Genomic DNA, 22,808 nt, shown 5'->3' with positions numbered 1-22,808 from the left:
CGGCGGTTTCTGCCTCCCGAAAATACTCACCTTTTCTCACCTCTTGATTCCCGAATTTCCTCACCTTTGAGGATTTCCGGCGCCGTCCGTCACGCTGTCCGGGTGAAACAGGCGGCCGCTGCGAAGCGCGATGGCCGCACTCCCGACGTGTGCTCGCATTCGGGACAAAGCAATTCGTAACCGTGCGCGTCGTGAGACAGCTCAGGTTCGCCGTCGCCGCACTTCGGACACCGCGCCGGCAGCGCCACATGCTGATCGAGCGACGTGCCGATCACGTCGAACGCAGCCGCATCGAGATTGCCCGCGTCCGCCAGACGCCGGATTAGCGCGGCGATCTCGGGTGTCATGCCCTGGCTGGCCCGCAATATCTGAACTTCGTTGACCGCGGCGGTCAATTCGTCGCCTTGTTCGCGCAACTGCGCGTCGAGCCGATCCGCACGCGCCTTCGCCGCACTCAGTTGCTGCAGGAAATCGAACTCCTTGCGATTGACGTCGCGCAACCCCTGCTGATACGTCGACGCCATGCTGCGCAGCGAATCGAGCTCGACGAGCATCGGCTTCACGCGCCGCTCGGCTTCCGCGATCGCGTCCTTGATCTGCTGCGCATAGTGCTCGGTGTTCTCGCGCAGTTCCGCGTGCAGTGTGTCGATCCGCTCACGCAGCGTCGCGTTTTGGCTCTGCTCTGTTTCAAGTCTTTGATTCAGCAGTGCATTTTCGTTTTCCATCCGGCGAATCAGGCTCTGCAGCGAATCCTGATGCGCGAGACCTTGCGTCGACGCGGACGCCAATTGCACCTCGGCATCGGTCAGACGATTCTGCAGTTGCTCGGCGCGCGCGTCGCTTCGGGCGAGCGTGGCCTCGAGCGCTTCCTGGCGAATCAGCGCATCGCGATATTTCTGTTCGGCAGCGGCCACTTCGCCGCTCGCTTGCTGCCGTTCGTCATCGAGGCTCTCACGCGCCTGTTTCAGCGCCTCTTCATATAGCGCGCCCAGTAGCGCGCCGGCCTTTTCCTCGAGCGGTTTCGGTAAAGCGGCTCCTTCGAGCCGGACTTTCGATGCCGCCCGGATTCGCTCCCAAAAATGATCGATGTCTTTCGGGATATCGCTTGCGCTACCGGTCTGGGTCAAATCGCGGACGTTCGCCGCAGACGGCCGGATGCCAAGGTCGAAGAACAGCCGTTTGCACGCATGCAGCGACAAGTCTTGCCGGCGGGCGCCGGACGCGCGCAGCGCATCGAGCTCTTCGCGAATGGATTGCCGGATTTCGTCGAGGGTCATGGTCGTTGCGAAAAGCCGAAACGTACCAATCATAACGAAATACGTTCTGTTTGATACGGCTTTGATGTGCTTGTTGTACTTTTGCTACTCACAGAGGCATTCAGGGGGATGTCGATCGATTTTGCTCACACAACCGCTGGAAATCCGTGAAACAAAGCGAAGAATGTGACTCAAGCCTCTGTTTTTAAAAGATTATTGGATGGGACCCGAATAACGGTAATTGTTTCACATACCGAGCGCTGTGGTTCTCGGGACATGTCTGGAGGCGAAATGGGGGTTCTGTGGAAAACTCGTCGGGGGCGTCTTGAGAGTATTAGAAGTAAACACCCTTGAATCTTCGTTAAAAACGTTAACGCCATCGGGGGGCCTTGCCCAGCAAGGGATTGCGACCGATGAGGTGAAATTTTACGGGATATGAGGTGAGATTTTCCAGGATTCGACGTGATGGGGTTCGGGGATCGGCGTGAGCCGATGCAGGAAAGATCGTGAGCGGATTCAGGATGCTTTCCCACAGATGAGGTTGCCAAAGGTGAGGTTTTTCGGGGGCACAGTAAAGGTGGAGCCGTGCGCAGCCTGAATCGATCTATCCACATCCGCACAGGTATAGGTGAGGCTTTTCGGGAGGTCGGTGGAGCAATGATTCTGCCCTTCTTTTAAGCAAATTTGGGGCATAGGTGAGATTTCTCGGGATTCCAGCCCGTTTTGATGTGAGCGTTTCCGGGAAGGAAGGCTGGTAAAGGCTCGTCCGACGGGGCATTGCCGCCCGAAACGGCCTAAAGGTGAGGTTTTTCGGGGGACCTTCTTCAGCGCTGAGACGAGGTTCTCGCTAAAGGTGAGGGAATTCGGGCGCATGGCTGGCCCGCACCGATCTCGCTTGAGGTGAGGTTTTTCAGGATCTGACGCACAGCAGAAATTTGCCAAAGGTGAGACTTTTCAGGACATGGTGGCGCTCATTCGGCCGCAAAGGCCCGTGGATGCTGGGTAGCAAGTGCCGTTGCGGAGCCCGCTCTTCGTCAAAGGTGAGATTTTTCAGGATGCGATCTCATGACAAGTGACGTCGAGCCGCGTGCGAAAGGTGAGGGCATACGGGAGAAGAAAATTTCGACCAGCGCGTTAGCTATGATTTGTAAGTAATTGATATATATGGATTTTTTTGCGTATTGGAAGGAATGGTGAGCTTTTTCGGGGGCTGCGGGTGCGCTGTCGCGCAGGGTAAAAATCGATCTGAGGTGAGGCTTTACGGGGGCCGATTGCCGGTAGTCGCCCGTATGCCGGACCTGCGGAAGAGGTTGCTCGTTGGCTGACGGGACCTGAATGGTGAGCTTTTTCGGGAGCAAGCCTGCATTGCCGAGCGTCAAGGCTTGGAAAAAACGCTTCGTAAGCCGGCCATTTCTCCGGCAGGGGCCCAGGTGGGGCTCTTGGGGCTAGTCGAAACGCTGCATCGCAACTCATTTTGTCTTTGACGGATATCCATCCGGTTAGTCGGATGCATTGGATCTGCTCACGTTTGACGGACTGTCGCACGCTCGGGTGAGTCGACTCGGCTTGGGAGGGCTCACGCTTGCGGCCCGAGGCTGGTCGCCGGGCTGATTTGCCGTCCATAAGCGGCTCGCGGCCGGGAGGCCGTGCGGGGCGCGCGTATGCGTTTCATGTCGGGGATGATCTCTCGTCCGGTGAGGCGAACTTGGGCGCGCTCGCTCGCATCGCCGAACGGCATCCGAATGCGGTCCGATGCCGGACCTGCGTCATTGTCGGTCGGCGATGACGCATGGCGCGCCGCGCTCGAGGTCGCGCGACACGTAATGCGGCCGCTCCACGCCCCCGCTTGGCGCGCGTATTGGTGAGGCCGATCGATTTCGGCGGCTCACGCGTGGCCGATTCGCGCCGGCGGCTGGCAGTCGATGCCCGTCTCGCCTGCATTCGACACCTTTCCATCGGGGCGCCCGGACGGACGAGACACGCCGGTCGAACGTCAACGCCTGAAGATCCCGGGCAGGCGTACGCCGAGTCATGTGCATCGCCGCTCATTCCGCCCGGCTGATCCGATCCGTGCATACCGACAGACTCCCGGCGCCGGGCCGGCTGGGCTTCGATCGGTGTCGGCATCGGCTTGCTGCGCGCTGTTCCTCAGGCCGGCGTTGCAAGTCGATCACGGAGATGCCCGTGCGCGTGAATTTGTCGTAGCAATTTTGCGACAGGATTGGAGGTGAGACGATACGGGAGCCGCTGCGCCGCGGAACGCGAATGCGGGAAAGCCGGCGTTCGCCGCGCTTGCCGCTGCCCGCAAAGGTGAGTCGACGATGGCCGGATTTTGGACCGGTGAGCGTTTACGGGAGCCCGATCGGGTGAGCGGCGGCAAATCGCCGAGCTTCACCGCATATGGTGAGCATGCCGTTCTGGACGCACATCACCACAGACGCTATCCTTCCGGAAACTTCTCCTCCGACCCGACGCATGGCCACAAAGCGCGCCAAGAAAACCGATGTGGATGTGGTGAGTGCTAGTTCCGCCGAATTGCGTAAGGCCGTCGAGGCAATCGCAATTCAGCCGAAAAACGGCAAGATCACCCTCCTGACTCGCAAGCTGTTCAACGTGCTGCTTGCGGTCGCCCAACAAGCGGACGATTCCGGCGACACCTATCGCGCGCTGTTGTCGGACATCGTCGCGAACTCGGCTTTCGATTCCAACGATACCGCGCTCGTCAAGGAGCACTTGCGGCGGATGGTGTCGGTGCAGGTGGAATGGAGCACGGGCACGTCGAGCCAGAAGCCCGGCCGGAAGTGGGGGATCTCCACGCTGATCGCCGACGCCGAAATTCTCGAAGATCCGGCGACGCGGCGCGTATGGGTCGAATTCTCGTTTGCGCCGAAAATCAAGAAGAAACTGCTCGACCCGGTGCAGTACGCGCGCCTGAGCCTGCAGTTCCAGAGCCAACTGCGCAGCAGCGCGGGGCTCGCGCTGTACGAAATCTGCGTGCGCTACCTGACGAATCCGAGCCATCTGACGATGCGCGAGCCGTGGGAATGGTGGCGCCCGATTCTGTCCGGCACGCCCGATACCGAGGCCGGCGACGAGGCGAAACGCGAATACAAGTATTTCAAGCGCGACTACCTGCGTCCGGCGATCGCCGAGGTGAACGCGGTGACGAACATCTTCGTCGAACTGGTCGAGCATCGCGAAGGACGCCGGGTTGCCGAGATCCAGTTCCGCGTATCGGAGCGCAAGCAGCCGATGCTCGCGCTCGACGAGCATCCGAATGTGTTCGACAGCACGCTCGTCGACCGGATGGTGAAGATCGGCATTCCGCTGAAGGAAGCGCAGACGCTCTACGCGGACAACGAGGAAAACCGGATTCGCGCCGCGCTCCAACTGACCGAGCAGCGGGTGCGCAGCACGACGCTGCCGCCCGTGCGCAGCGCGCCGGCGTTGTTCAAGGATGCGCTGAAGAAGGGATATGCGCCGCCCGTCGACACGGTCGAAACGCCGCCGCTCGGCAGCAGCGCCAAGTTGGCCGCCGCGGCCAACGCCGGGCAGGCGGACGACCCGAAGGCGCGCCTGCGCAGCGAGTACGATGCTTACCGGCGCAAGGAAGCGAAACAGTTGTATGAGGAACAAGGCGACGCGGAGCGGGAGATCGCGCGCGCGTCGTTCGAGTCCGACGTGCTGCCGGCGCTGGGTCCGCATCTGCGGGACGATTGGCGACGGCGCGGGCTCGACTCGAAGCTTGTCGAAACGGCTTTCTTCGACTGGCTCGCGCAAAAGACCTGGGGCGAACCGACCGACGGCGATCTGCTCGCCTTCACGCTCAGCCAGTCTCGCGCGGCTTGAGCGAATGCCCGATTCACCGGATTCTTCTCCTCTTCCGCGACTAGCAACAAAAAACGGGGCCTGCTGGGCCCCGTTTCTTTTCGGTTCGTTCGTTTAGTTCGACAACAGCATCCGTTCGAGCTGCTGCAGGATTTCGTCCCGCTTTTCTCGCGTCAGGCCGCGCAGCCGCAACTCTAGCCGATCTTCGCCGTAAGACTTCAAATCGCCGACCGACACGCCGTTCAGCTTGATCTCATGTCGCTGCGCATACCGCTGCCGGCTTGCGGGCTTCGGGTTTTCCTGCGCGGTCGCCCTTCCCTTCACGATATCGGCGACCTGACGAGTGCTGAGGTCGTCGGACAGAATCTTGTTGATGAGACGCAGCGTCGAGTCGGTGCCGCGTGCCGTGTGGTAACGGCCGACCTGATACGCCATGTTCGAGCCGAAGCGATCCGGACGCGCAACCATCTCCTGCATGACGGCTTCGGGCAACTTGCCGATCGAGAGCGCAACGGCGACCGTCGATTCGTCGAGCCCGAGATGCTCGGCCAATTCCTTCTGGCTCTGGAAATACTTTTCCTCGAGAAAGCGCTTCCAGACGATCGCGTTGTCGAAGACCGTTTGCGAATCGCGTTGGACGTTGAGGTCGTAGCCGAGCTTGTAGCTTTGAATGCCGATCGGCAGATCGATGACGATCGCCTTGACCGATTCCTTGTTCGCTTCCTTCAGCGCGCGGACGCGACGGCCACCGTCGCTGACGAAGTACGAGCCGGGATTGTCGTAATCAGGGATGACGTGAATCGCTTGTTGCTGACCCTGCTTCGCCAGATTGACGGCCAGCTCCGCGATCGACGACTTCAAATAGAAGTGCCGAGGGTTGAAGGGACTCGGCTTGATCGCCTTGAGCGGCAGTTCGATCACCTGACCGGACTGATAGCGGTTTTCGATTCGCCACGCGCGATATTGGTTCGATTCGTCGATCGGGTCCGTGGTGGGCGGCGTTTCGACGATTGTGACCGGGATGGTCTTCTTCGACGATTTACCGGCGGGAGCAGCGGGCGTCGCGGCCTCGGATTTGACGAGGCCATCAATTGCATTGAGTCGATCGAGCGCCGTGCGCTTTTCGCTCGTCGTGATGTCGGGGCGCGCTTGGAAGCCTTTGGCGAATTGGGAGGGTTTCATTCAGGGTCCTTTATGCGCATAAAGTCAGGGCAGCATCGCGCCGATCTCGTCGGCACATGCGCGGATTTCTGCCGCTGCGAGCTTTGCGCCGCGGTCGTTCATCTGCAAGACGGTTTGGCCTAGCGCCATTGCTTGCTTGTAGGCTTCGCGCGTGGGGATTTGCGTCTTGAGAAGCGGGAAGCCGAGTTCTTCGAGCGCACGCTTCAATTCACGCGTGAGCATCCGCTTCTCTTCAGTCTTGTTCAGCAGGAACACGGCGCGAAGATCCTCATTCATCACCTGCGCTTGCTGAATCAGTTTGACGAGGCCGACGCTCGACCAGTAGTCAGCCGGCGATGACGACGTCGGGATCACCGCAATCGTCGCGGCAAGCAATACGACGCCGGACACTTTCTCCGTAATCGACGGTGGACAGTCGACGATGATGATGTCGTAGTCGTTGATGAACTTCTTGATCTCGCGATGGATCTGGCCGCCGGCTTCGGCAAGGTTCACGACAGGAAACGGGATGCCGGTTTCGCTGTCCGCGGAGGAACTGGACCAGTGAACGAGCGTGTTTTGGCCGTCGGCGTCGATGACCAGAACGCGTCGCCCTTTTTCGTGGAATGCGGCGCCGAGGTGCATCGCAATGGTGCTCTTGCCGACACCGCCCTTTTGTTGAGTGACTGCAATGATTTCAGCCGCCAATTTTCACTCCTATTTTGATCGGGAGAATTTTACCGGACAATTTTTTTATTTCAATGAATTTGTTGTGAAGGAACGACGCGTTAGCCACCTGGCCGATGTTTATGCGCATAAAGCCGGGGGGATGTCGATCTGAGCACGTGGAAGAAGATGGGCAGAGCCTGCGTGGTGCAATTCGCGCCTTCGTGCGGACGAAGCTATCGCGCACTGCACTTGAACTGATGCGTATGTGACGGGGCGATCGGTCTTGCGCCTATGCTGTGGCGTGCCAACGCCAACGCCAACGCCAACGCCAACGCCAACGCCAACGCCAACGCCAACGCCAACGCCAACGCCAACGCCAACGCCAACGCCAACGCCAACGCCAACGCCAACGCCAACGCCAACGCCAACGCCAACGCCAACGCCAACGCCAACGCCAACGCCAAACGCCAACGCCAACGCCAACGCCAACGCCAACGCCAACGCCAACGCAACAACGCCAACGCCAACGCCAACGCCAACGCCAACGCCAACGCCAACGCCAACGCCAACGCCAACGCCAACGCCAACGCCAACGCCAACGCCAACGCCAACGCCAACGCCAACGCCAACGCCAACGCCAACGCCAACGCCAACGCCAACGCCAACCAACGCCAACGCCAACGCCAACGCCAACGCCAACGCCAACGCCAACGCCAACGCGCCGCGGTGGCCTTTATGCGCATAAAGCAGTGAATGGCCGCATCGCCTACCTACGCTGTAGCGCGTAACGTGCGCCCAGCTCGGCTGATCGTGGAAAGCCGGAACGTACAGACGATTCAAGATCAGATTCCCGAGCACCAGCACCCCCTCATCGCCCGGCCGCTACAATACCCGTGTCTTTGACCTACTCCCACCTGCAACCGATGATCACGATTTATCACAACCCCCGCTGCTCCAAATCGCGCGAAACACTGGCATTGCTCGGAACGCTCAATCAGACCGGGGAGGCAATCAATGTCGTCGAGTACCTGAAGCAGCCGCCGACCGTGACGCAACTGAAAGCGCTGCACCGCAAGCTCGGACGGCCAGTGCGCGACATGATTCGTGACAACGAAGCGCCTTATAAAGACCTCAATCTTGCCGACCCTGCCTTGTCCGACGCGCAACTGTATGACGCGATCGCGGAGCACCCTATCCTGTTGCAGCGTCCAATCGTCGTGCATGGCGACAAGGCCGCGATCGGTCGTCCGCCGGAGGTAGTGAAGTCGTTGTTCGAATAATTATTAAAAAAATAATAATTCGAAGAGGATGTCGGTGCGCGACAGCGCTTCCCGCTGTAGATGCGAGATGCGATGCGTGCCGACCCAACGCCGATCCGGCGCGCATCGCCCAACAGTCGCGCCGCCCGGGGCCTGGCCATCGCTCGTCGAGACACGAGCGTTTTCACGCGTCTCTCAGTTTCGCCCTGCGGTTTCGCCAAACCCGGGAGGCTGCCGATCGGACGATTGCCAATCGTTGATTCTCCGTCGATTCGGCCGTGCACGGTCCATGCGTCTCGCACGCATCGCATCGGCCGCGCCGCTGCGCTCACTCGCTCCGTTGCGCGTCGTTCCCGCCCGCGACGCGAGCCGCTTCCCGCAGCACGCGAATCTGCATCCGGTAATTGCGGCAGCCGGTGCAAGCCGGCAGATGCACGCGCACGCGGAGTTGCTCGACGAGCGACAGCGGACGATCGAGTTCGTCCGACAAAAGTCGCGTGATGTCCTTACATTTCCCCAGTAGCATCTTCGGTCGTCAGGCCTTTTTCGGTGAGACAGGTGCGCAGCCGGGTCCGTGCGCGGTATAGCAGCACGCTGCAATGGTTCGCCTTCAGTTCGAGCTCCATGCAGATGTCGTCGATTGCGAAGTCAAGGAACTCGCGCATCATGAATACGCGGCCGATCTGCTCCGGCAGGTGATCGAGACACATCTCGAACAGCATCCAGAACTGCCGCTGCTGCAGGATCGTTTCCGGCTTCGGCCACGGACGCGGCTTCGCATGCGGCGCCCAGTGACCATTGTCCGCGAACAGTTCGCGCTCGAGAAGCGCTTCGCCGTCGAGTTCGGCGTCGAGCGCCGACGCGTTGATCGTCTTTCGCCGCGCCCGGATCGTGTCGATCAGCTTGTTGCGCAGGATGCCGAACACCCAGGTCTTGTGGCTCGACAGTCCGTCGAAGCGCTCGGCCTGCGCCCATGCGGCCGCGAGCGCCTCCTGGACGGCGTCTTCGGCCGCATCGGCGTCGCGCAATTGCAGGCGAGCGAAGCGAAGTAAATCGTGGCGCAATTGCGCGAGATAGGCGGGATCGTCGTGCGCGGCGCGCGCGTGCTGCATGGGATGGCTTCCGGTTCGTGCCCGCGCGCATGCGGCACGCGCGGGCGGCAGCGCAAGATTATCCATGCGATGCGCGTCGTTGCAAGAGCGCTGCAAGCAACGCGCGTCGCCATCGCGCGCTATGCTGACATCGTAGGTCGCGCCGGCGATCGATGACAGAGACATGAAACGCATGCCGTCGACATCAATGTAACCGGCGTACATATTCATCAGGTTATCCACAGTTTCTGTGGAAAACTTTGTGGAAATCTGGTTCGAAGCCCCGATGCGCCGGGACTCAAGCTGGCTTGCACATAAAAGGGCCGGTTGGTGCGCAATCGGAAACAAAACTAGCTGATTACCTACTGAGCGGAAGGAGACGCAGATGACTTACCGCATTGCAGTGATTGTCGGCAGTCTACGGCGCGGGTCGTTCAATCGCGCGCTCGCAAATGCCGTGATTTCGGTCGCGCCGGCCGAATTGTCGTTCGAAATGATCGATATCGGCTCGCTGCCGCTCTACAGCCAGGATTACGACGCCGACTTTCCCGACGTCGCGAAACGTTTCAAGCAGACGATCGAAGCCGCGCAGGGTTTGCTGTTCGTCACGCCCGAGTACAACCGCTCGATGCCCGGCGTGCTGAAGAACGCGCTCGATTGGGGTTCGCGTCCGTGGGGCAGCAATTCGTGGTCGGGCAAGCCGGCCGCCGTGCTCGGCACGTCGCCGGGCGCGACTGGCACCGCGCTCGCGCAGCAGCATCTGCGCAACGTGCTCGCGTATCTCGACGTTCCGACGCTCGGCCAGCCCGAGATATTCATCAAGCACGATGCATCGAAGATCGACGAGCAGGGCAACGTCGTCAACGACGACACGCGCAAGTTCCTGCAGGGGTTCGTCGATCGCTACGCGGACTGGGTGCGCCGGCACGCGAAGTCGGCCTGAGCAACGGCGTACTATCTTCAATCCTCATGCCCCGCGAGCCGCGCATCGCGCTCGTGCTGGATCTTCTGCAGCAAGTCGTCGAGCAGCGCGATGTCGAACGGCTTCGACAGCAGTCGCGCATGCACGCGGCGCGTCCGGTCGAATTCCTCCGCATAGCCGGTGACGAGAATCACGGGCAGCTTCAGGTCACCGCGCTCGATCGCCTCCGCGAGGTCGATCCCGTTCATCGTGCCGGGCATGTGGATGTCAGAGATCACCAGATCGAACGCGCCGGGCGCCGCCGGCTCGGCGCCCGCTGCGTTCAGCATGCGCAGCGCATCGTCCGCGTTCGGCGCGTGCGTGACCTGATGGCCGAGCAGCTCGAGCAGCGCCTCGGTGCCCGCCGCGACTTCGCCGTTGTCCTCGACGAGCAGGATTCGCAGCCCGGCGGGCGTCGATGCCGCGGGACCGTCGACGGCGTTCGGCGTATCGGCGGGCGGCACGGCGTCGGTCGTGCGCGGCAGGTAGAGCCGCACCGACGTGCCGGCGCCCACTTCGCTGTCGATCGTCGCGAGCCCCCCAGAGCGCTCGCAGAACGCGAACACCTGCGGCAGCCCGAGGCCCGTGCCCATCCCCTTCGCCTTCGTCGTGAAAAGCGGCTCGAACGCGCGCGCGAGCACCTCGGGCGACATGCCCAGACCCGTATCCTCGACCGAGATCTGCACGAAGTCGCCCGTCAGCGGAAAACCATCCTCGCGGCGGAACGTGATGTTGTGCGCGCTGATCTTGAAGCGGCCGCCCTGCGGCATCGCGTCGCGGGCGTTGACCGCGAGATTGATCACCGCGAGCTCGAGCTCCGCGACGTCGACGCGCACGGGCCACAAATCGAGCTGCGTGTCGACGGCGAGCGTCGACTTCGAGCCGAGCGACGTCTTCAGCAGCTCGCGGCACGACGCGAGCCAGTGCGCGATGTCGATCGTCTCGCTGCGCAGCGGCTGCTTGCGCGCGACGCCGAGCAACTGGCGCGTGAGCGACTGGCCGTTCTTCAGCGCCCGCTCGATCGCGGCGAGCTCGGTGTCCAGATGCTGAACGCCGCGCCGCCGCACGATCTGCACGTTGCTCGAGATGATCATCAGCAGGTTGTTGAAATCGTGCGCGACGCTGCCGACCAGGTTGCCGAGCGCCTCCATCTTGCGCGACTGCCGGTACGCCGATTCGATCGAGCGCCGCATCGACGCCTCCGCCTGCCAGCGTTCCCACGCCTCCTCTTCCGCGCGCAGCCGCTTGAGCGACAGCCAGATCACGCCCCACAGCGCGGCGGACGGCGCGAACATCGAGATGAACAGCACGCTCAGGTGCTCGTACCACGCGTGGCGGATCGCCGACGTGCGGTACGCGCACGATACGAACACCGGATAGCTGCCGACCTGCCGGTACGCGACGATCTCGCTGTCGCCGTCGCGCTTCACGCGCACGATGCCCGCGTGCTGATCGCCTTGCGCGCCGCCGAACGGATTCGCGCTGTCGGCCTGCGCGGCGGCGTCGCCCGGCGCGCCGCGCGGCGCGGGCGGATATGACGCGAGCACGGCGCCGTCGGTGCGCGTGAGCGCCATCGACATCGGCGCGTCGGCGCCGCCGAGCAGATCGCGATAGAACGCGTTGAAATACGACGACTTCAGCGCGATCGACACCATCCCGGCGAACGTGCCGTCGCTATGGCGCCGCGCGACGCCCGTGTTGAACACGGGCCCCGGATTCGCCGCCTTCAGCGGTCCCGGCATCACGCGCGAGATGTGCTCGATCACCTTGCCGTCGCGGATGCCGACGAAATCGTCGCGCTCCGCGATCGACGCATACGGCGCCGGGTAATAGAGGCTGTTCGCGAGCAGCATCCCGCTCGCGCCGAAGATCGACACCGACGCGACTTGCGGATAGCCGCCGCCGATCGTGTTGAGCGCATCGTGGATGTCGGCTTCGGCGTTGCGCACCGCGGCGTCGTCGAGATCCTGCACGAGATCGACGATCCGCGCGTCGAGCGTCTCCGACAGATCGAACACTTTCAGCGCGTGCTCCTCGGCGACGCGCACGGTGCGCATCGTCACGTCGCGCGCGGTCGCCTCGCGCGTGCGCATGTCGTTGTACGCCATCACCGCGACGTATACGCACGGCAGCACGATCGCGGCGATGAGCATCACGATGAGCGTCACGCGCCGCACCGCGAAATCGTGCTCCGGCGCGCCGGGGGCGAACGAAGCATCGTCCTCCCAATCGTCGTTGTCGGTCGATGTCGGGCGTGAGGCGTCGGGCCGTTCGGGCGTCATGGTGGGCGAACGAATGCGGAAAGGATTGATCGGCATCATAAACGAGTCGCGCACGCGCGATCCGCGTGGGGCGCGGAGCTTGCGCAAGGCCGGATTTCCGGCGGTTGCGCGCGCCGCGCGCAAACAGCGACGAATTCAAAAGCGCAAACGTAAGCAAAAGAATAATTTGCGTGCTTATCGCCAAAACAATTCGAGCTATTCCCGGATTCGAATTCGAGCTAATCAATTCTGTTCGAACCGCCAAAAATGGCGAGTTGCAACGCACGGGGTTTACTACCAGAATCGCGCATCGCTTTCCTATGCGGAAAACGCCCGCGATGCCCGGGCGCGGCCTCGACGAGGCCCATCCGCGGGCGGGTGCGTCAGGCGGTCGGCCGGTTCTTGCGAGCCGAGCGGCGCGCGCGTGGTCCGTCCCTCGTATCGCCAGTCGCACCTTGCCTAAAGAAGCGCGGCGAACCGTCGTTAACGCGAGACATACGACTCCGTTTACCGCCACGACAGCCATGCCCCTGCCGATTGTGATCGCCGACGATTCCTTGCTTGCCCGCAAGCTGCTGACGAAGGCGCTGCCGGCGGACTGGGACGTCGACGTGAACTACGCGTCGAACGGTCGCGAGGCGCTGGCGCTGTATCGCGACGGCAAGGCATCGGTGATGTTTCTCGATCTGACGATGCCGGACATGAGCGGCTACGAAGTGCTCGAGACGTTGCGCGGCGAGGATCTGAACACGTTCGTGATCGTCGTGTCCGCCGATATCCAACCGATGGCGCAGGCACGCGTGCGTGAGCTGGGCGCGGTGGCTTTCGTCGCCAAGCCCGTCACCTCGGAAGCATTGCTGCCCATTCTCAAGGAGTATGGGTTGTATGTCTGAGACGGTGTTGACGGCGGAGCAACGCGACGCCCTGCAGGAGATCGCCAACCTCGCGATGGGACGCGCGGCGGCGCGGCTCGCGCTTCTCCTCGGCACCTTCATCGAGCTTTCGGTGCCGCGCGTGCGCGTCGTGCGCGCGGCCGACGTCGGGCGCGTGCTGCGCGACATGACGGGCATTCACGACAACGTGACCGCCGTGCGCCAGGGCTTTCGTTCGGACATCAAGGGCGAGGCGCTGATGCTGTGCCGCAGCACGGGCCTCGGCCAGCTCGTGTCGCTCGTCGACGGCGCATACGCGGACGACGAGTTCGGCACCGTCACGCAGGCCGAGCTCGTGTTCGACATGGCAAACGTGCTGATGGGCGCGTGCGTATCGTCGATCCTTGACGAGCTCGGGCGCACGCCGGTGTTTTCGCCGCCGGGGCTGCTTGGCGAGGACATCGCGCTCGACGACGTGTTTCAGCCCGACGTGCTCGCGTGGAGCGAGACGCTCCTTCTCGAAGTGAACTTCGGCGTCGCGGACGACGGTGCGCGCACGCATTTCGTGATGCTGCTCGCGGAAGATTCGATTCGCCACATGAGCGACGCGCTCGATTCGTTGTTGTCCAGCTTATGAACCTGCTTTCCTCACTGAGCGATCTCGTCATCGAACGGGTCAGCTTCGGTATTTTCGTGGTCGACCGCGAGATGAGGGTACTCATGTGGAACCGGTTCATGCAGGATCACAGCGGCGTCGCGGCCGCCGACGTGATCGGCCGCAATCTGTTCGACAGCTTTCCGGACCTGCCGCGCGCATGGCTGTCGCGCAAGATCGAAAGCGTGTTCCAGCTCGGCGGTTTCGCGTTCAGCTCGTGGGAGCAGCGCCCGTATCTGTTCCGCTTCGATCACGACCGGCCGATCACGGGCGGCGTCGACTTCATGCAGCAGGACTGCACGTTCGTGCCGATCGCACGCGGGCGAGAAGTGGAGGCCGTCTGCGTGACGATCTCCGACGTCACGCACGTGAGCGTGATGCAGCGCGAGCGCGAGGAGGCCGTCGCGAAGCTGCAGGAATACGCGAACCGCGACGGCCTGACGGGCATCGCGAACCGGCGCTTCTTCGAGGCGCGGCTGCGCGACGAATTCTCGCGCTGGCAGCGCTACGGCGGCAATCTGTCGGTGCTGCTGTTCGATCTCGACCACTTCAAGACGATCAACGATCGCTTCGGCCACGTCGTCGGGGACAACGTGCTGCGCATGATGGCGCAGCGCGTCGCGGACGTCGTGCGCTCGCAGGACACGTTCGGCCGCTTCGGCGGCGAGGAATTCGCGCTGCTCTTGCCGTGCACGTCGCTCGACGAGGCGATGCACGTCGCCGAGAAGATCCGGCAGACGATCGGCAGCACGCCGATCGAAGCGGAAGGCGTGCGGGTGCCGGTGACGGCGAGCGTCGGCGGCGCGGCCGCGCACGCCGGCGCGCTCACGCACGAGACGCTCGTCAACGAAGCCGACGCCGCGCTCTACCGCGCGAAGCGGCAGGGGCGCAACTGCTCGGTTGCGTTCGGCTGAGGCGGCGAGGCCGGTTTGCCCCGCCTCGCTTCGTCGGACGACCGGCGTCAGCCGCGCGCGATCGCGGCGAGCGTATCGGCGACCGCGCCCGCCTGCGCAATGAACGGCGAGTGGCTGCTGTCGAGCGTGTGCACGTGCGTGCGGTTGCCGGGGGCGAGCGCGTCGGCCTCGTCGATGAAGCGCTGTTGCAGCGCCGGCAGCAGCACCCGGTCGCGCAGGCACTTGACGTAATGGCGCTCGATCGCGCCCCAGCGGGCGGCCGTGGTCTCGATGCGCGCCGCGAACGGCGCCGCGGGCACGTCGCAACTGAGCAGATGGCCGACGGCCGTGTGATCGGCGTCGTCCGCGTCGTCGCAGAGCGCGCGTTTCGCGGCCGCGCGGTACGCCGGATCTTCGCTGCGCGGGTCCATCCGCAGCGCGCCCGTCGCTTTCGGGCTCGCCATCATCAGCGGCGCGAGCATTTCGCCCTGGTTCTCCGGCGCGCGCACGTAGTCGAGCCCCTTCGTGCCGGCGGTCGGCATGAACGCGGCCAGATAGACGAGCTTCGCGATCTTCTCGGGTGCGCGCTCGGCGGCCATCGTGATCGCGATGCCGCCCATGCTGTGGCCGACCAGCACGACGCGTTCGTGACCGAGCGCGCGAGCCTGGTCGACGGTGCGCAGCACGTGGTCGACGTAATCGTCGAGCGTCGTGCCCGCGACGGGCGACGGCTCGCTCGCGAAGGCGGCGGCATCGAGCGGCCGCTTGAGGAACGACGCGGGGAAGCGGGCGTTGACGCCGTGCGCGGGCAGATCGCGTGCGATGGCCGCGTGGCCGTGCGCGGCGAGCGCGGGGATCACCCGCTCGTAGGCCCATGCGCCGTGCCAGGCGCCGTGCACCAGCACGAAAGGCAGCGGGGGCGAGGCCGCGGGGTCGCGGCGGTCGGCGCGGGTGTCGCGCGGTTCGGTCGGCAAGTCTGTCTCCTTATATCTTCGATTTGCTTCAAACTTCGGGTGCGAGCCAGCGCCATCTTAGTGACGAATCGGCGCACTGTGGCGGGTGATCGTGCCCCAAGAATGTACTCCGCCGTCGTGGGCGGCGTGTCTGGCGCAGGCTGATCTCGATTGAATTTATGAGGTTGTCAATTCTAGGGAAATTGACGAATTGTGGTTTTATGGGAGTGAAATTGGTCTTCGACGTCAACCATTGCCACGCTTCCGTCCCCTATTCCACCGGCCATTCGGCCAGGCTCCGTCCGCCAAACCGGATCGCTCGCCACACCATCGCCAGGCATTCGCCACGACCGCGTCGCAACCGCGCCACGCTTCGCCGCCCGCCCCGAATTCGACAGCCGAACCGCGCGGCAGCGGCCTTTAAAGATTGCTATACTCACGCCCAATTCCGGTTTCCCGCCGGTAATTTGTGCCTGTCTGCGCCGATCGTTCGCGCATCTCGCACGCATTTACCATCCCCAGCCGGGCATGGCTTCTTCAATCGCCCCGCGGGGGCGTCTTAGCGGAGCTCGTCTTGGCCGTTTCCAATCCCGTCGTGGACGATAACGAAACCGACGCCGCTGCCGTCACATCGGGCAGCTCTTTCTATCTCGCGATGCGCATTCTGCCCGCGGAGCAGCGCGACGCGATGTTCCAGGTCTACGCATTCTGCCGCGCGGTCGACGACATCGCCGACGAAGGCGGCCCGCGCACCGAGCGCGCGGCGCAGCTCGACCGCTGGCGCGCCGACATCGACGACTGCTACGCGGGCAAGCCACGCGCGTCGCTCGTGCCGCTCGCGCGCGAGATCGGCAAGTTCGGCCTGCGTCGCGAAGACTTTCACGCGATGATCGACGGCATGGCGATGGACGCCGCCGAGGATATCTGCGCGCCCGACGAAGCGACGCTCGATCTGTACTGCGACCGCGTCGCCAGCTCGGCCGGCCGGCTATCGGTGAGGATTTTCGGGATGCCGGACGAGCCCGGCCGCGAGCTGTCGCATCACCTCGGCCGCGCGCTGCAACTGACGAACATCCTGCGCGACATCGACGACGACGCGACGATCAACCGCTGCTACCTGCCGCGCGAGCTGCTCGCGCGCGAAGGGATCGCGATCGCCGATCCGCAGACGATTGCGCGCGACCCGAAGCTGCCGCGCGTGTGCGCGACGCTCGTCGAGCGCGCGCAGCAACATTTTGCGCAGGCCGACGCGGTGATGGACGCGTCGCGGCGCGCGCAGGTTCGCGCGCCGCGCATCATGTCGGGCGCGTATCGCCTGATTCTCGAAGCCGCGGTCGCGCGCGGCTTTGCGCCGCCGCGCGCGCCGCTGCGCAAGCCGCGCGCGCGGATGCTGCTGCTCGTGGCGCGTTACGCGCTGTTCTGATTCGATGCGGGCGGCGCGCGCCGCATCGCCATTCGCCGTCGCGCGACACCCGCGCGGCGCATGCAACCCCCCCGGCACGCGCATGCGCGTGCCGATCCAGGTGCTCGCGGGCGCTTGGACGGCCGCAGGCCGGCCCGCGACGAACGGGCGCGCTCCGCCAGGCGAAACCGCCGGGCACGCGCCGGCAATAAGAGAGGGACCGATGAACGACATGACCGAAATGCACACGCTCGACGCCACCGCTGTGCCCGCCCCGTCCGCCGCGCCGACCGGCCTCGACGCCGCCGTCGCGCGCGCGACCGATGCGCTGCTCGCCGCGCAGAACGCGGACGGCCACTGGGTCTACGAGCTCGAAGCCGATTCGACGATTCCCGCCGAATACGTGCTGCTCGTCCACTATCTCGGCGAGGAGCCGAACGCCGAGCTCGAGCAGAAGATCGCGCGCTATCTGCGCCGCATCCAGCAGCCGGACGGCGGCTGGCCGCTCTTCACCGACGGCGCGCCGAACATCAGCGCGAGCGTGAAGGCGTACTTCGCGCTGAAGGTGATCGGCGACGACGAGAACGCCGAGCACATGCAGCGTGCGCGCCGCGCGATCCATGCGATGGGCGGCGCGGAGATGTCGAACGTGTTCACGCGGATCCAGCTTGCGCTGTACGGCGTCGTGCCGTGGTACGCGGTGCCGATGATGCCGGTCGAGATCATGCTGCTGCCGCAGTGGTTCCCGTTCCATTTGTCGAAGGTGTCGTACTGGGCGCGCACCGTGATCGTGCCGCTTCTCGTGCTGAACGCGAAGCGCCCGGTCGCGAAGAACCCGCGCGGCGTGCGCATCGACGAGCTGTTCAAGAGCGCGCCCGTCAACACCGGCCTGCTGCCGAAGCAGCCGCATCAGCATGCCGGCTGGTTTGCGTTCTTCCGCGCGGTGGACGGCGTGCTGCGTCTCGCCGACGGCCTCTTCCCGCGCTATACGCGCGAGCGCGCGATCCGCCAGGCGGCGGCGTTCGTCGACGAGCGCCTGAACGGCGAGGACGGCCTCGGCGCGATTTATCCGGCGATGGCGAACGCGGTGATGATGTACGCGGCGCTCGGCTACCCCGAGGATCATCCGAACCGCGCGATCGCGCGCCAGTCGATCGAGAAGCTGCTCGTCGTCGGCGAAGAGGAGGCGTATTGCCAGCCGTGCCTGTCGCCCGTCTGGGACACGTCGCTCGCCGCGCACGCGCTGCTCGAAACGGGCGACGAGCGCGCGCGCGAAGCGGCCGTGCGCGGCCTCGACTGGCTCGTGCCGCGGCAGATCCTCGACGTGCGCGGCGACTGGATCTCGCGCCGCCCGCACGTGCGGCCCGGCGGCTGGGCGTTCCAGTACGCGAATGCGCACTATCCGGACGTCGACGACACGGCGGTCGTCGTGATGGCGATGGACCGCGTCGCGAAGCACGATCAGACGGACGCGTACCGCGAGTCGATCGCGCGCGCGCGCGAGTGGGTCGTCGGCATGCAGAGCAGCGACGGCGGCTGGGGTGCGTTCGAGCCGGAGAATACGCAGTACTACCTGAACAACATCCCGTTCTCCGATCACGGCGCGCTGCTCGATCCGCCGACGGCCGACGTGTCGGGCCGCTGCCTGTCGATGCTCGCGCAGCTCGGCGAGACGAGCGCGTCGAGCGAGCCCGCGCGCCGCGCGCTCGACTACATGCTGAAGGAGCAGGAGCCGGACGGCAGTTGGTACGGCCGCTGGGGGATGAACTACATCTACGGCACATGGACCGCGCTGTGCTCGCTGAACGCGGCCGGCCTCGGCCACGACGATCCGCGCGTGAAGCGCGCCGCGCAATGGCTGCTGTCGATCCAGAATCCCGACGGCGGCTGGGGCGAGGACGGCGACAGCTACAAGCTCGACTACCGCGGCTACGAGCGCGCGCCGAGCACGTCGTCGCAGACCGCGTGGGCGCTGCTTGGCCTGATGGCGGCGGGCGAGGTCGACAATCCGGCCGTCGCGCGCGGCATCGGCCATCTGCTCGGCACGCAGCGCGAGCATGGCCTGTGGGACGAGACGCGCTTCACCGCGACGGGCTTCCCGCGCGTGTTCTATCTGCGCTATCACGGCTACCGCAAGTTCTTCCCGCTGTGGGCGCTCGCCCGCTATCGCAACCTGAAGCGCGCGGGTGCGGCGCGCGTGACGGTCGGGATGTAACGGCCGATGGCTGGTTTCGGTCGTTCGGCCGCACCCGTGATCGCCGTCGCCGGAATGGCGTTCGAAGCGCGGATCGCGCGCGGCGTGGGCGTCGAGGCCGTCTATGCGGCGCGCGCGGACCGGCTTGAGCGTGCGCTTGCCGAGGCGGCCGATGCGCACGGCTGCGCGGGCGTCGTCAGCTTCGGCACGGCGGGCGGGCTCGTGCCCGAACTCGCGCCGGGCGCATTGATCGTCGCCGATTCCGTCGACGGGCCGTTCGGCGTGCTCGATACCGATGCCGCGTGGAGCGCGCGCATCGTCGCCGCGCTCGCCGGCACGCCGGTCGCGTCGCGCACGCGTCGCGGCGCGGTCGCGGCGGTCGGCGCGCCCGTCGTCGACGCGCGCGAGAAGGACGCGCTGCACCGGTCGAAGGGCGCGCTCGCGGTCGACATGGAATCGCATATCGCCGGCGCATTCGCGGCGGCGCGCGGCGTGCCGTTCGCGGTGTGCCGCGCGATCGTCGATCCGGCGTGGCGCACGCTGCCGAAGGCCGCGATGGCCGGCCTGCGCGAAGACGGCAGCACGGCGATCCTGCCGATCCTGCGCGAACTCGCGAAAGCGCCGTCGCAGCTCGGCGCGTTGCTGCAAGTCGCGGGCGACGCGCGCGCCGCCCGCGCGACGCTCGTGCAGGCGCGGCAGGCGTTCGAGCGCGCGGGGGCGTGGCGGATCGGTTGAGCGCGGGGCGGCGGTCCGCGATCAGCATGGACTGATCCGTTGCGTCGTTGCGTCGTTGCGTCGTTTCGGCGCGCGTGCGACTCGGCCGCATTCCGCTGCGCAGCCGCCGTGCGAATCGGTTCGTCATTCGAAGCAATGCGCGCCCGTTCTTGCTCCGACCCCGCCAGAGATTCCGACATCCGCTCCACCATGACCGGCGCGCGCGGCCATTCCGCCCTCCTTCCCATCCTCCACCGACCCTAGGGTTTCTCGCGACACGAATTCCTGTTGCTTTCTTTTTTGGCGGCTTAGCATCCGTCATGACAACACATGTTGCGCAAAATACAATAATGACATCGCATGTTTCGGTGTCGCCGGTGTTCGTCGCCAATCCCCCGTCGGCTCGGGGCATCGCCATTCACTGCGGAGAAGAGAAATCATGGGACGCCGTTCGTTCATCAAGACAGTCGTCGCGGTCGCGCTCGTCGGCGCGAGCCTCGCGAGCGCGCACGCGAAGGAGCTCGTCGTCGGCACCGACACTTCGTTCATGCCGTTCGAATTCAAGCAGGGCGACAAGTACGTCGGCTTCGATCTCGACCTGTGGGCCGAGATCGCGAAGGACGCTGGCTGGACCTACAAGATCCAGCCGATGGATTTCGCCGGCCTGATTCCGGCGCTGCAGACGCAGAACATCGACGTCGCGCTGTCCGGGATGACGATCAAGGAGGAGCGCAGGAAGGCGATCGATTTCTCCGACCCGTACTACGACAGCGGCCTCGCCGCGATGGTGCAGGCGAACGACACGATGATCAGGTCGATCGACGATCTGAACGGCAAGGTGATTGCCGCGAAGACGGGCACCGCGACGATCGACTGGATCAAGGCGCATCTGAAGCCCAAGGAGATCCGCCAGTTCCCGAACATCGATCAGGCGTATCTCGCGCTGGAGGCGGGCCGTGTCGACGCCGCGATGCACGACACGCCGAACGTGCTGTTCTTCGTGAACAACGAGGGCAAGGGGCGCGTGAAGGTGGCGGGCGCGCCGGTGAGCGGCGACAAGTACGGCATCGGCTTCCCGAAGGGCAGCCCGCTCGTCGCGAAGGTCAATGCGGAGCTCGCGAAGATGAAGGCCGACGGCCGCTACGCGAAGATCTACAAGAAATGGTTCGGCTCCGAGCCGCCGAAGTCTTGAGCGACGCATCAGGGCGACGCGGCGTGCGGCGCCGCGTCGATCGGAACGTTATCGGGAGCTGAATGTGCAATTCGATTGGTCAGCGATATGGGCTGCGCTGCCGGACCTGATGGACGGCGTGCGGCTCACGGTTTTCATCGCATTCTTCGGGCTGGCGGGCGGTTTTCTCGTCGGCATGATCGCGGGCATGTTTCGCGCGTACGGCCCCGTCGTGCTGAACGTGCTCGCGCAGGTGTACATCGAGCTGATTCGCGGCACGCCCATCGTCGTGCAGGTGATGTTTCTCTATTTCGCGCTGCCGCTGCTCGCGCACATCCGCATCGACGGCCTGACGGCCGCGATCGTCGCGATCACGCTGAACTCGGGTGCGTATCTCGCCGAAGTCGTGCGCGGCGCACTGCTTTCCATTCCTAAAGGATTGACCGAAGCCGGACTCGCGATGGGGCTGTCGATGCCGCGCGTGCTCGTGAAGATCGTCGGGCCGCTCGCGTTCCGGCGGCTCATTCCGCCGCTCGGCAATCAATGCATCGTCAGCCTGAAGGACACGTCGCTGTTCATCGTGATCGGCGTCGGCGAGCTGACGCGCAAGGGCCAGGAGATCATCGCCGGCAATTTCCAGGCGGTCGAGATCTGGACCGCGGTCGCCGCGATCTATCTCGTGCTCACCGGCGTGATGACGCTCACGCTTCGCTTCGTCGAGAAAAGGATGCGCATCCTATGAGCATGGTCGAATTCCGCAACGTGTCGAAGAGCTTCGGCCACGTGCCGGTGCTGAAGGACATCAACCTGCGCATCGACGCGGGCGAGGTGGTGGTCGTGGTCGGCCCGTCGGGCTCGGGCAAGTCGACGATGCTCCGTTGCATCAACGCCCTCGAGAAGATCACGGGCGGCGATCTGCTCGTAGACGGGCAGAGCGTGAAGGGCAAGGCCGCGGTGATCCACAACATCCGGCTCGAAGCGGGCATGGTGTTCCAGCAGTTCAATCTGTTTCCGCAGATGACCGCGCTCGAGAACGTGATGTTCGGGCCGATCCAGGTGCGCGGCGCGTCGCGCGCGCAGGCGCGCGATCAGGCGATGGCGCTGCTCGCGAAAGTCGGCCTCGAGGCGCGCGCGAACCACTATCCGTCCGAGCTGTCGGGCGGCCAGCAGCAGCGCGTCGCGATCGCGCGCGCGCTTGCGATCAAGCCGAAGCTGATGCTGTTCGACGAGCCGACGTCGGCGCTCGATCCCGAGCTGCGCCACGAGGTGCTGAAGGTGATGCGCGATCTCGCGAACGAAGGGATGACGATGATCGTCGTCACGCACGAGATCGGCTTCGCGAAGCAGGTCGGCACGCGCCTGCTGTTCATGGATCAGGGCGGCATTGCCGAGGACGGCGATCCGAAGGCGCTGATCGATCAGCCGCCGACGCCGCGCCTGAAGGATTTTCTCAAACATGTTTCGTGAT

At 64.5% G+C, this 22,808-nt stretch carries 21 protein-coding genes; 14 read left to right on the top strand and 7 right to left on the bottom strand.

Annotated elements, in window-relative coordinates:
- Window positions 1-89 precede the first annotated feature (89 nt).
- Window positions 90-1,277 (bottom strand): DNA-binding protein, encoded by a 1,188-nt coding sequence (locus WT16_RS23760; protein WP_015603282.1) that lies wholly within the window; start codon window positions 1,275-1,277, stop codon window positions 90-92.
- Window positions 1,278-3,731: 2,454 nt separating this feature from the next.
- On the opposite strand from WT16_RS23760, the gene WT16_RS23755 reads away from it, so the two are divergent.
- On the top strand, window positions 3,732-5,105 hold the full coding sequence (locus tag WT16_RS23755; protein ID WP_063534365.1) for a replication initiation protein: 1,374 nt from the start codon (window positions 3,732-3,734) through the stop codon (window positions 5,103-5,105).
- A 93-nt stretch (window positions 5,106-5,198) separates the two neighbouring features.
- On the opposite strand, the gene WT16_RS23750 is transcribed toward WT16_RS23755, so the two are convergent.
- Both WT16_RS23750 and parA read right to left on the bottom strand, forming a co-directional pair.
- Window positions 5,199-6,266, bottom strand: a complete 1,068-nt coding sequence (locus tag WT16_RS23750) for a ParB/RepB/Spo0J family partition protein (protein ID WP_059934527.1) — start codon at window positions 6,264-6,266, stop codon at window positions 5,199-5,201.
- A gap of 24 nt (window positions 6,267-6,290) precedes the next feature.
- A complete protein-coding gene (gene parA, locus WT16_RS23745; RefSeq protein WP_006028354.1) occupies window positions 6,291-6,953 on the bottom strand; it encodes a ParA family partition ATPase in 663 nt (220 codons plus the stop codon).
- Between the two features lie 252 nt (window positions 6,954-7,205).
- Here parA and WT16_RS32585 point away from each other — a divergent pair, with 252 nt between their 5' ends.
- Both WT16_RS32585 and arsC read left to right on the top strand, forming a co-directional pair.
- The gene (locus tag WT16_RS32585; RefSeq protein ID WP_197486499.1) at window positions 7,206-7,667 is read left to right on the top strand and encodes a hypothetical protein; all 462 of its coding nucleotides are present in this window, start codon (window positions 7,206-7,208) and stop codon (window positions 7,665-7,667) included.
- A gap of 170 nt (window positions 7,668-7,837) precedes the next feature.
- A complete protein-coding gene (gene arsC, locus WT16_RS23735) occupies window positions 7,838-8,194 on the top strand; it encodes an arsenate reductase (glutaredoxin) (protein ID WP_063534364.1) in 357 nt (118 codons plus the stop codon).
- A 307-nt stretch (window positions 8,195-8,501) separates the two neighbouring features.
- Here arsC and WT16_RS23730 read toward each other — a convergent pair whose 3' ends face one another.
- Together WT16_RS23730 and WT16_RS23725 are read right to left on the bottom strand one after the other, a co-directional pair.
- Complete coding sequence (locus WT16_RS23730; RefSeq protein WP_009916152.1) at window positions 8,502-8,699, bottom strand: zf-HC2 domain-containing protein; 198 nt, start codon at window positions 8,697-8,699, stop codon at window positions 8,502-8,504.
- Entirely contained in the window at window positions 8,680-9,285 is a 606-nt protein-coding gene (locus WT16_RS23725) for an RNA polymerase factor sigma-70 (protein WP_009916151.1), read from the bottom strand. Before WT16_RS23725 ends, WT16_RS23730 begins: the two co-directional genes overlap by 20 nt.
- Before the next feature lie 364 nt (window positions 9,286-9,649).
- Here WT16_RS23725 and WT16_RS23720 point away from each other — a divergent pair, with 364 nt between their 5' ends.
- Window positions 9,650-10,207, top strand: coding sequence for an NADPH-dependent FMN reductase (locus WT16_RS23720; RefSeq protein ID WP_063534363.1), 558 nt, complete (start codon window positions 9,650-9,652; stop codon window positions 10,205-10,207).
- Between the two features lie 17 nt (window positions 10,208-10,224).
- Here the strand turns inward: WT16_RS23720 and WT16_RS23715 are convergent, their stop codons facing one another.
- Window positions 10,225-12,402: a hybrid sensor histidine kinase/response regulator gene (locus WT16_RS23715; RefSeq protein ID WP_231892137.1), complete on the bottom strand. Its 2,178-nt coding sequence runs from the start codon at window positions 12,400-12,402 to the stop codon at window positions 10,225-10,227.
- Between WT16_RS23715 and WT16_RS35150 the strand changes: the two genes are divergently transcribed.
- The 4 genes from WT16_RS35150 to WT16_RS23700 all read left to right on the top strand — a co-directional run bounded on the left by WT16_RS35150 (window position 12,371) and on the right by WT16_RS23700 (window position 14,927).
- Complete coding sequence (locus WT16_RS35150) at window positions 12,371-12,949, top strand: hypothetical protein (protein ID WP_231756006.1); 579 nt, start codon at window positions 12,371-12,373, stop codon at window positions 12,947-12,949. The two genes, WT16_RS23715 and WT16_RS35150, sit on opposite strands and share 32 nt — an antisense overlap.
- 61 nt (window positions 12,950-13,010) lie before the next feature.
- Window positions 13,011-13,379, top strand: coding sequence for a response regulator (locus tag WT16_RS23710; protein ID WP_006028348.1), 369 nt, complete (start codon window positions 13,011-13,013; stop codon window positions 13,377-13,379).
- A complete protein-coding gene (locus tag WT16_RS23705) occupies window positions 13,372-13,995 on the top strand; it encodes a chemotaxis protein CheC (RefSeq protein WP_063534361.1) in 624 nt (207 codons plus the stop codon). Before WT16_RS23710 ends, WT16_RS23705 begins: the two co-directional genes overlap by 8 nt.
- Window positions 13,992-14,927, top strand: a complete 936-nt coding sequence (locus WT16_RS23700) for a diguanylate cyclase (protein WP_009916150.1) — start codon at window positions 13,992-13,994, stop codon at window positions 14,925-14,927. Before WT16_RS23705 ends, WT16_RS23700 begins: the two co-directional genes overlap by 4 nt.
- A gap of 47 nt (window positions 14,928-14,974) precedes the next feature.
- Here WT16_RS23700 and WT16_RS23695 read toward each other — a convergent pair whose 3' ends face one another.
- Entirely contained in the window at window positions 14,975-15,880 is a 906-nt protein-coding gene (locus WT16_RS23695; protein ID WP_063534360.1) for an alpha/beta hydrolase, read from the bottom strand.
- A 553-nt stretch (window positions 15,881-16,433) separates the two neighbouring features.
- On the opposite strand from WT16_RS23695, the gene hpnD reads away from it, so the two are divergent.
- The 6 genes from hpnD to glnQ all read left to right on the top strand — a co-directional run bounded on the left by hpnD (window position 16,434) and on the right by glnQ (window position 22,807).
- Window positions 16,434-17,282 carry a presqualene diphosphate synthase HpnD gene (hpnD, locus tag WT16_RS23690; RefSeq protein WP_063534359.1) on the top strand — a complete coding sequence of 283 codons (849 nt, stop codon included), beginning with the start codon at window positions 16,434-16,436 and terminating at the stop codon, window positions 17,280-17,282.
- A 202-nt stretch (window positions 17,283-17,484) separates the two neighbouring features.
- Window positions 17,485-19,476 carry a squalene--hopene cyclase gene (gene shc, locus WT16_RS23685; protein WP_063534950.1) on the top strand — a complete coding sequence of 664 codons (1,992 nt, stop codon included), beginning with the start codon at window positions 17,485-17,487 and terminating at the stop codon, window positions 19,474-19,476.
- Window positions 19,477-19,482: 6 nt separating this feature from the next.
- A complete protein-coding gene (locus WT16_RS23680; protein ID WP_063534358.1) occupies window positions 19,483-20,190 on the top strand; it encodes a phosphorylase in 708 nt (235 codons plus the stop codon).
- Window positions 20,191-20,608: 418 nt separating this feature from the next.
- Entirely contained in the window at window positions 20,609-21,361 is a 753-nt protein-coding gene (gene glnH, locus WT16_RS23675) for a glutamine ABC transporter substrate-binding protein GlnH (RefSeq protein ID WP_006028340.1), read from the top strand.
- A gap of 64 nt (window positions 21,362-21,425) precedes the next feature.
- On the top strand, window positions 21,426-22,082 hold the full coding sequence (glnP, locus tag WT16_RS23670) for a glutamine ABC transporter permease GlnP (RefSeq protein WP_015603682.1): 657 nt from the start codon (window positions 21,426-21,428) through the stop codon (window positions 22,080-22,082).
- The gene (glnQ, locus tag WT16_RS23665) at window positions 22,079-22,807 is read left to right on the top strand and encodes a glutamine ABC transporter ATP-binding protein GlnQ (protein WP_006028338.1); all 729 of its coding nucleotides are present in this window, start codon (window positions 22,079-22,081) and stop codon (window positions 22,805-22,807) included. Before glnP ends, glnQ begins: the two co-directional genes overlap by 4 nt.
- Window position 22,808 lies beyond the last annotated feature (1 nt).

Origin of the sequence: Burkholderia sp. MSMB1589WGS (genome assembly GCF_001636105.1) — a bacterium.
GTDB classification, from domain to species: Bacteria; Pseudomonadota; Gammaproteobacteria; order Burkholderiales; family Burkholderiaceae; genus Burkholderia; species Burkholderia humptydooensis.
This window is presented reverse-complemented; position numbering and strand designations above follow the sequence as displayed.

Bases quoted from the DNA above. Each gene is read 5' to 3' on its own strand.
- WT16_RS23730 (WP_009916152.1), bottom strand. From the start codon at position 8,699: ATGCTACTGGGGAAATGTAAGGACATCACGCGACTTTTGTCGGACGAA.
- WT16_RS23755 (WP_063534365.1), top strand. From the start codon at position 3,732: ATGGCCACAAAGCGCGCCAAGAAAACCGATGTGGATGTGGTGAGTGCT.
- WT16_RS23680 (WP_063534358.1), top strand. From the start codon at position 19,483: ATGGCTGGTTTCGGTCGTTCGGCCGCACCCGTGATCGCCGTCGCCGGA.
- WT16_RS35150 (WP_231756006.1), top strand. From the start codon at position 12,371: ATGAGCATCACGATGAGCGTCACGCGCCGCACCGCGAAATCGTGCTCC.
- WT16_RS23750 (WP_059934527.1), bottom strand. From the start codon at position 6,266: ATGAAACCCTCCCAATTCGCCAAAGGCTTCCAAGCGCGCCCCGACATC.
- WT16_RS23760 (WP_015603282.1), bottom strand. From the start codon at position 1,277: ATGACCCTCGACGAAATCCGGCAATCCATTCGCGAAGAGCTCGATGCG.
- shc (WP_063534950.1), top strand. From the start codon at position 17,485: ATGAACGACATGACCGAAATGCACACGCTCGACGCCACCGCTGTGCCC.
- WT16_RS23720 (WP_063534363.1), top strand. From the start codon at position 9,650: ATGACTTACCGCATTGCAGTGATTGTCGGCAGTCTACGGCGCGGGTCG.
- glnQ (WP_006028338.1), top strand. From the start codon at position 22,079: ATGAGCATGGTCGAATTCCGCAACGTGTCGAAGAGCTTCGGCCACGTG.
- WT16_RS23700 (WP_009916150.1), top strand. From the start codon at position 13,992: ATGAACCTGCTTTCCTCACTGAGCGATCTCGTCATCGAACGGGTCAGC.
- WT16_RS32585 (WP_197486499.1), top strand. From the start codon at position 7,206: ATGCTGTGGCGTGCCAACGCCAACGCCAACGCCAACGCCAACGCCAAC.
- glnH (WP_006028340.1), top strand. From the start codon at position 20,609: ATGGGACGCCGTTCGTTCATCAAGACAGTCGTCGCGGTCGCGCTCGTC.
- WT16_RS23725 (WP_009916151.1), bottom strand. From the start codon at position 9,285: ATGCAGCACGCGCGCGCCGCGCACGACGATCCCGCCTATCTCGCGCAA.
- arsC (WP_063534364.1), top strand. From the start codon at position 7,838: ATGATCACGATTTATCACAACCCCCGCTGCTCCAAATCGCGCGAAACA.
- WT16_RS23710 (WP_006028348.1), top strand. From the start codon at position 13,011: ATGCCCCTGCCGATTGTGATCGCCGACGATTCCTTGCTTGCCCGCAAG.
- WT16_RS23705 (WP_063534361.1), top strand. From the start codon at position 13,372: ATGTCTGAGACGGTGTTGACGGCGGAGCAACGCGACGCCCTGCAGGAG.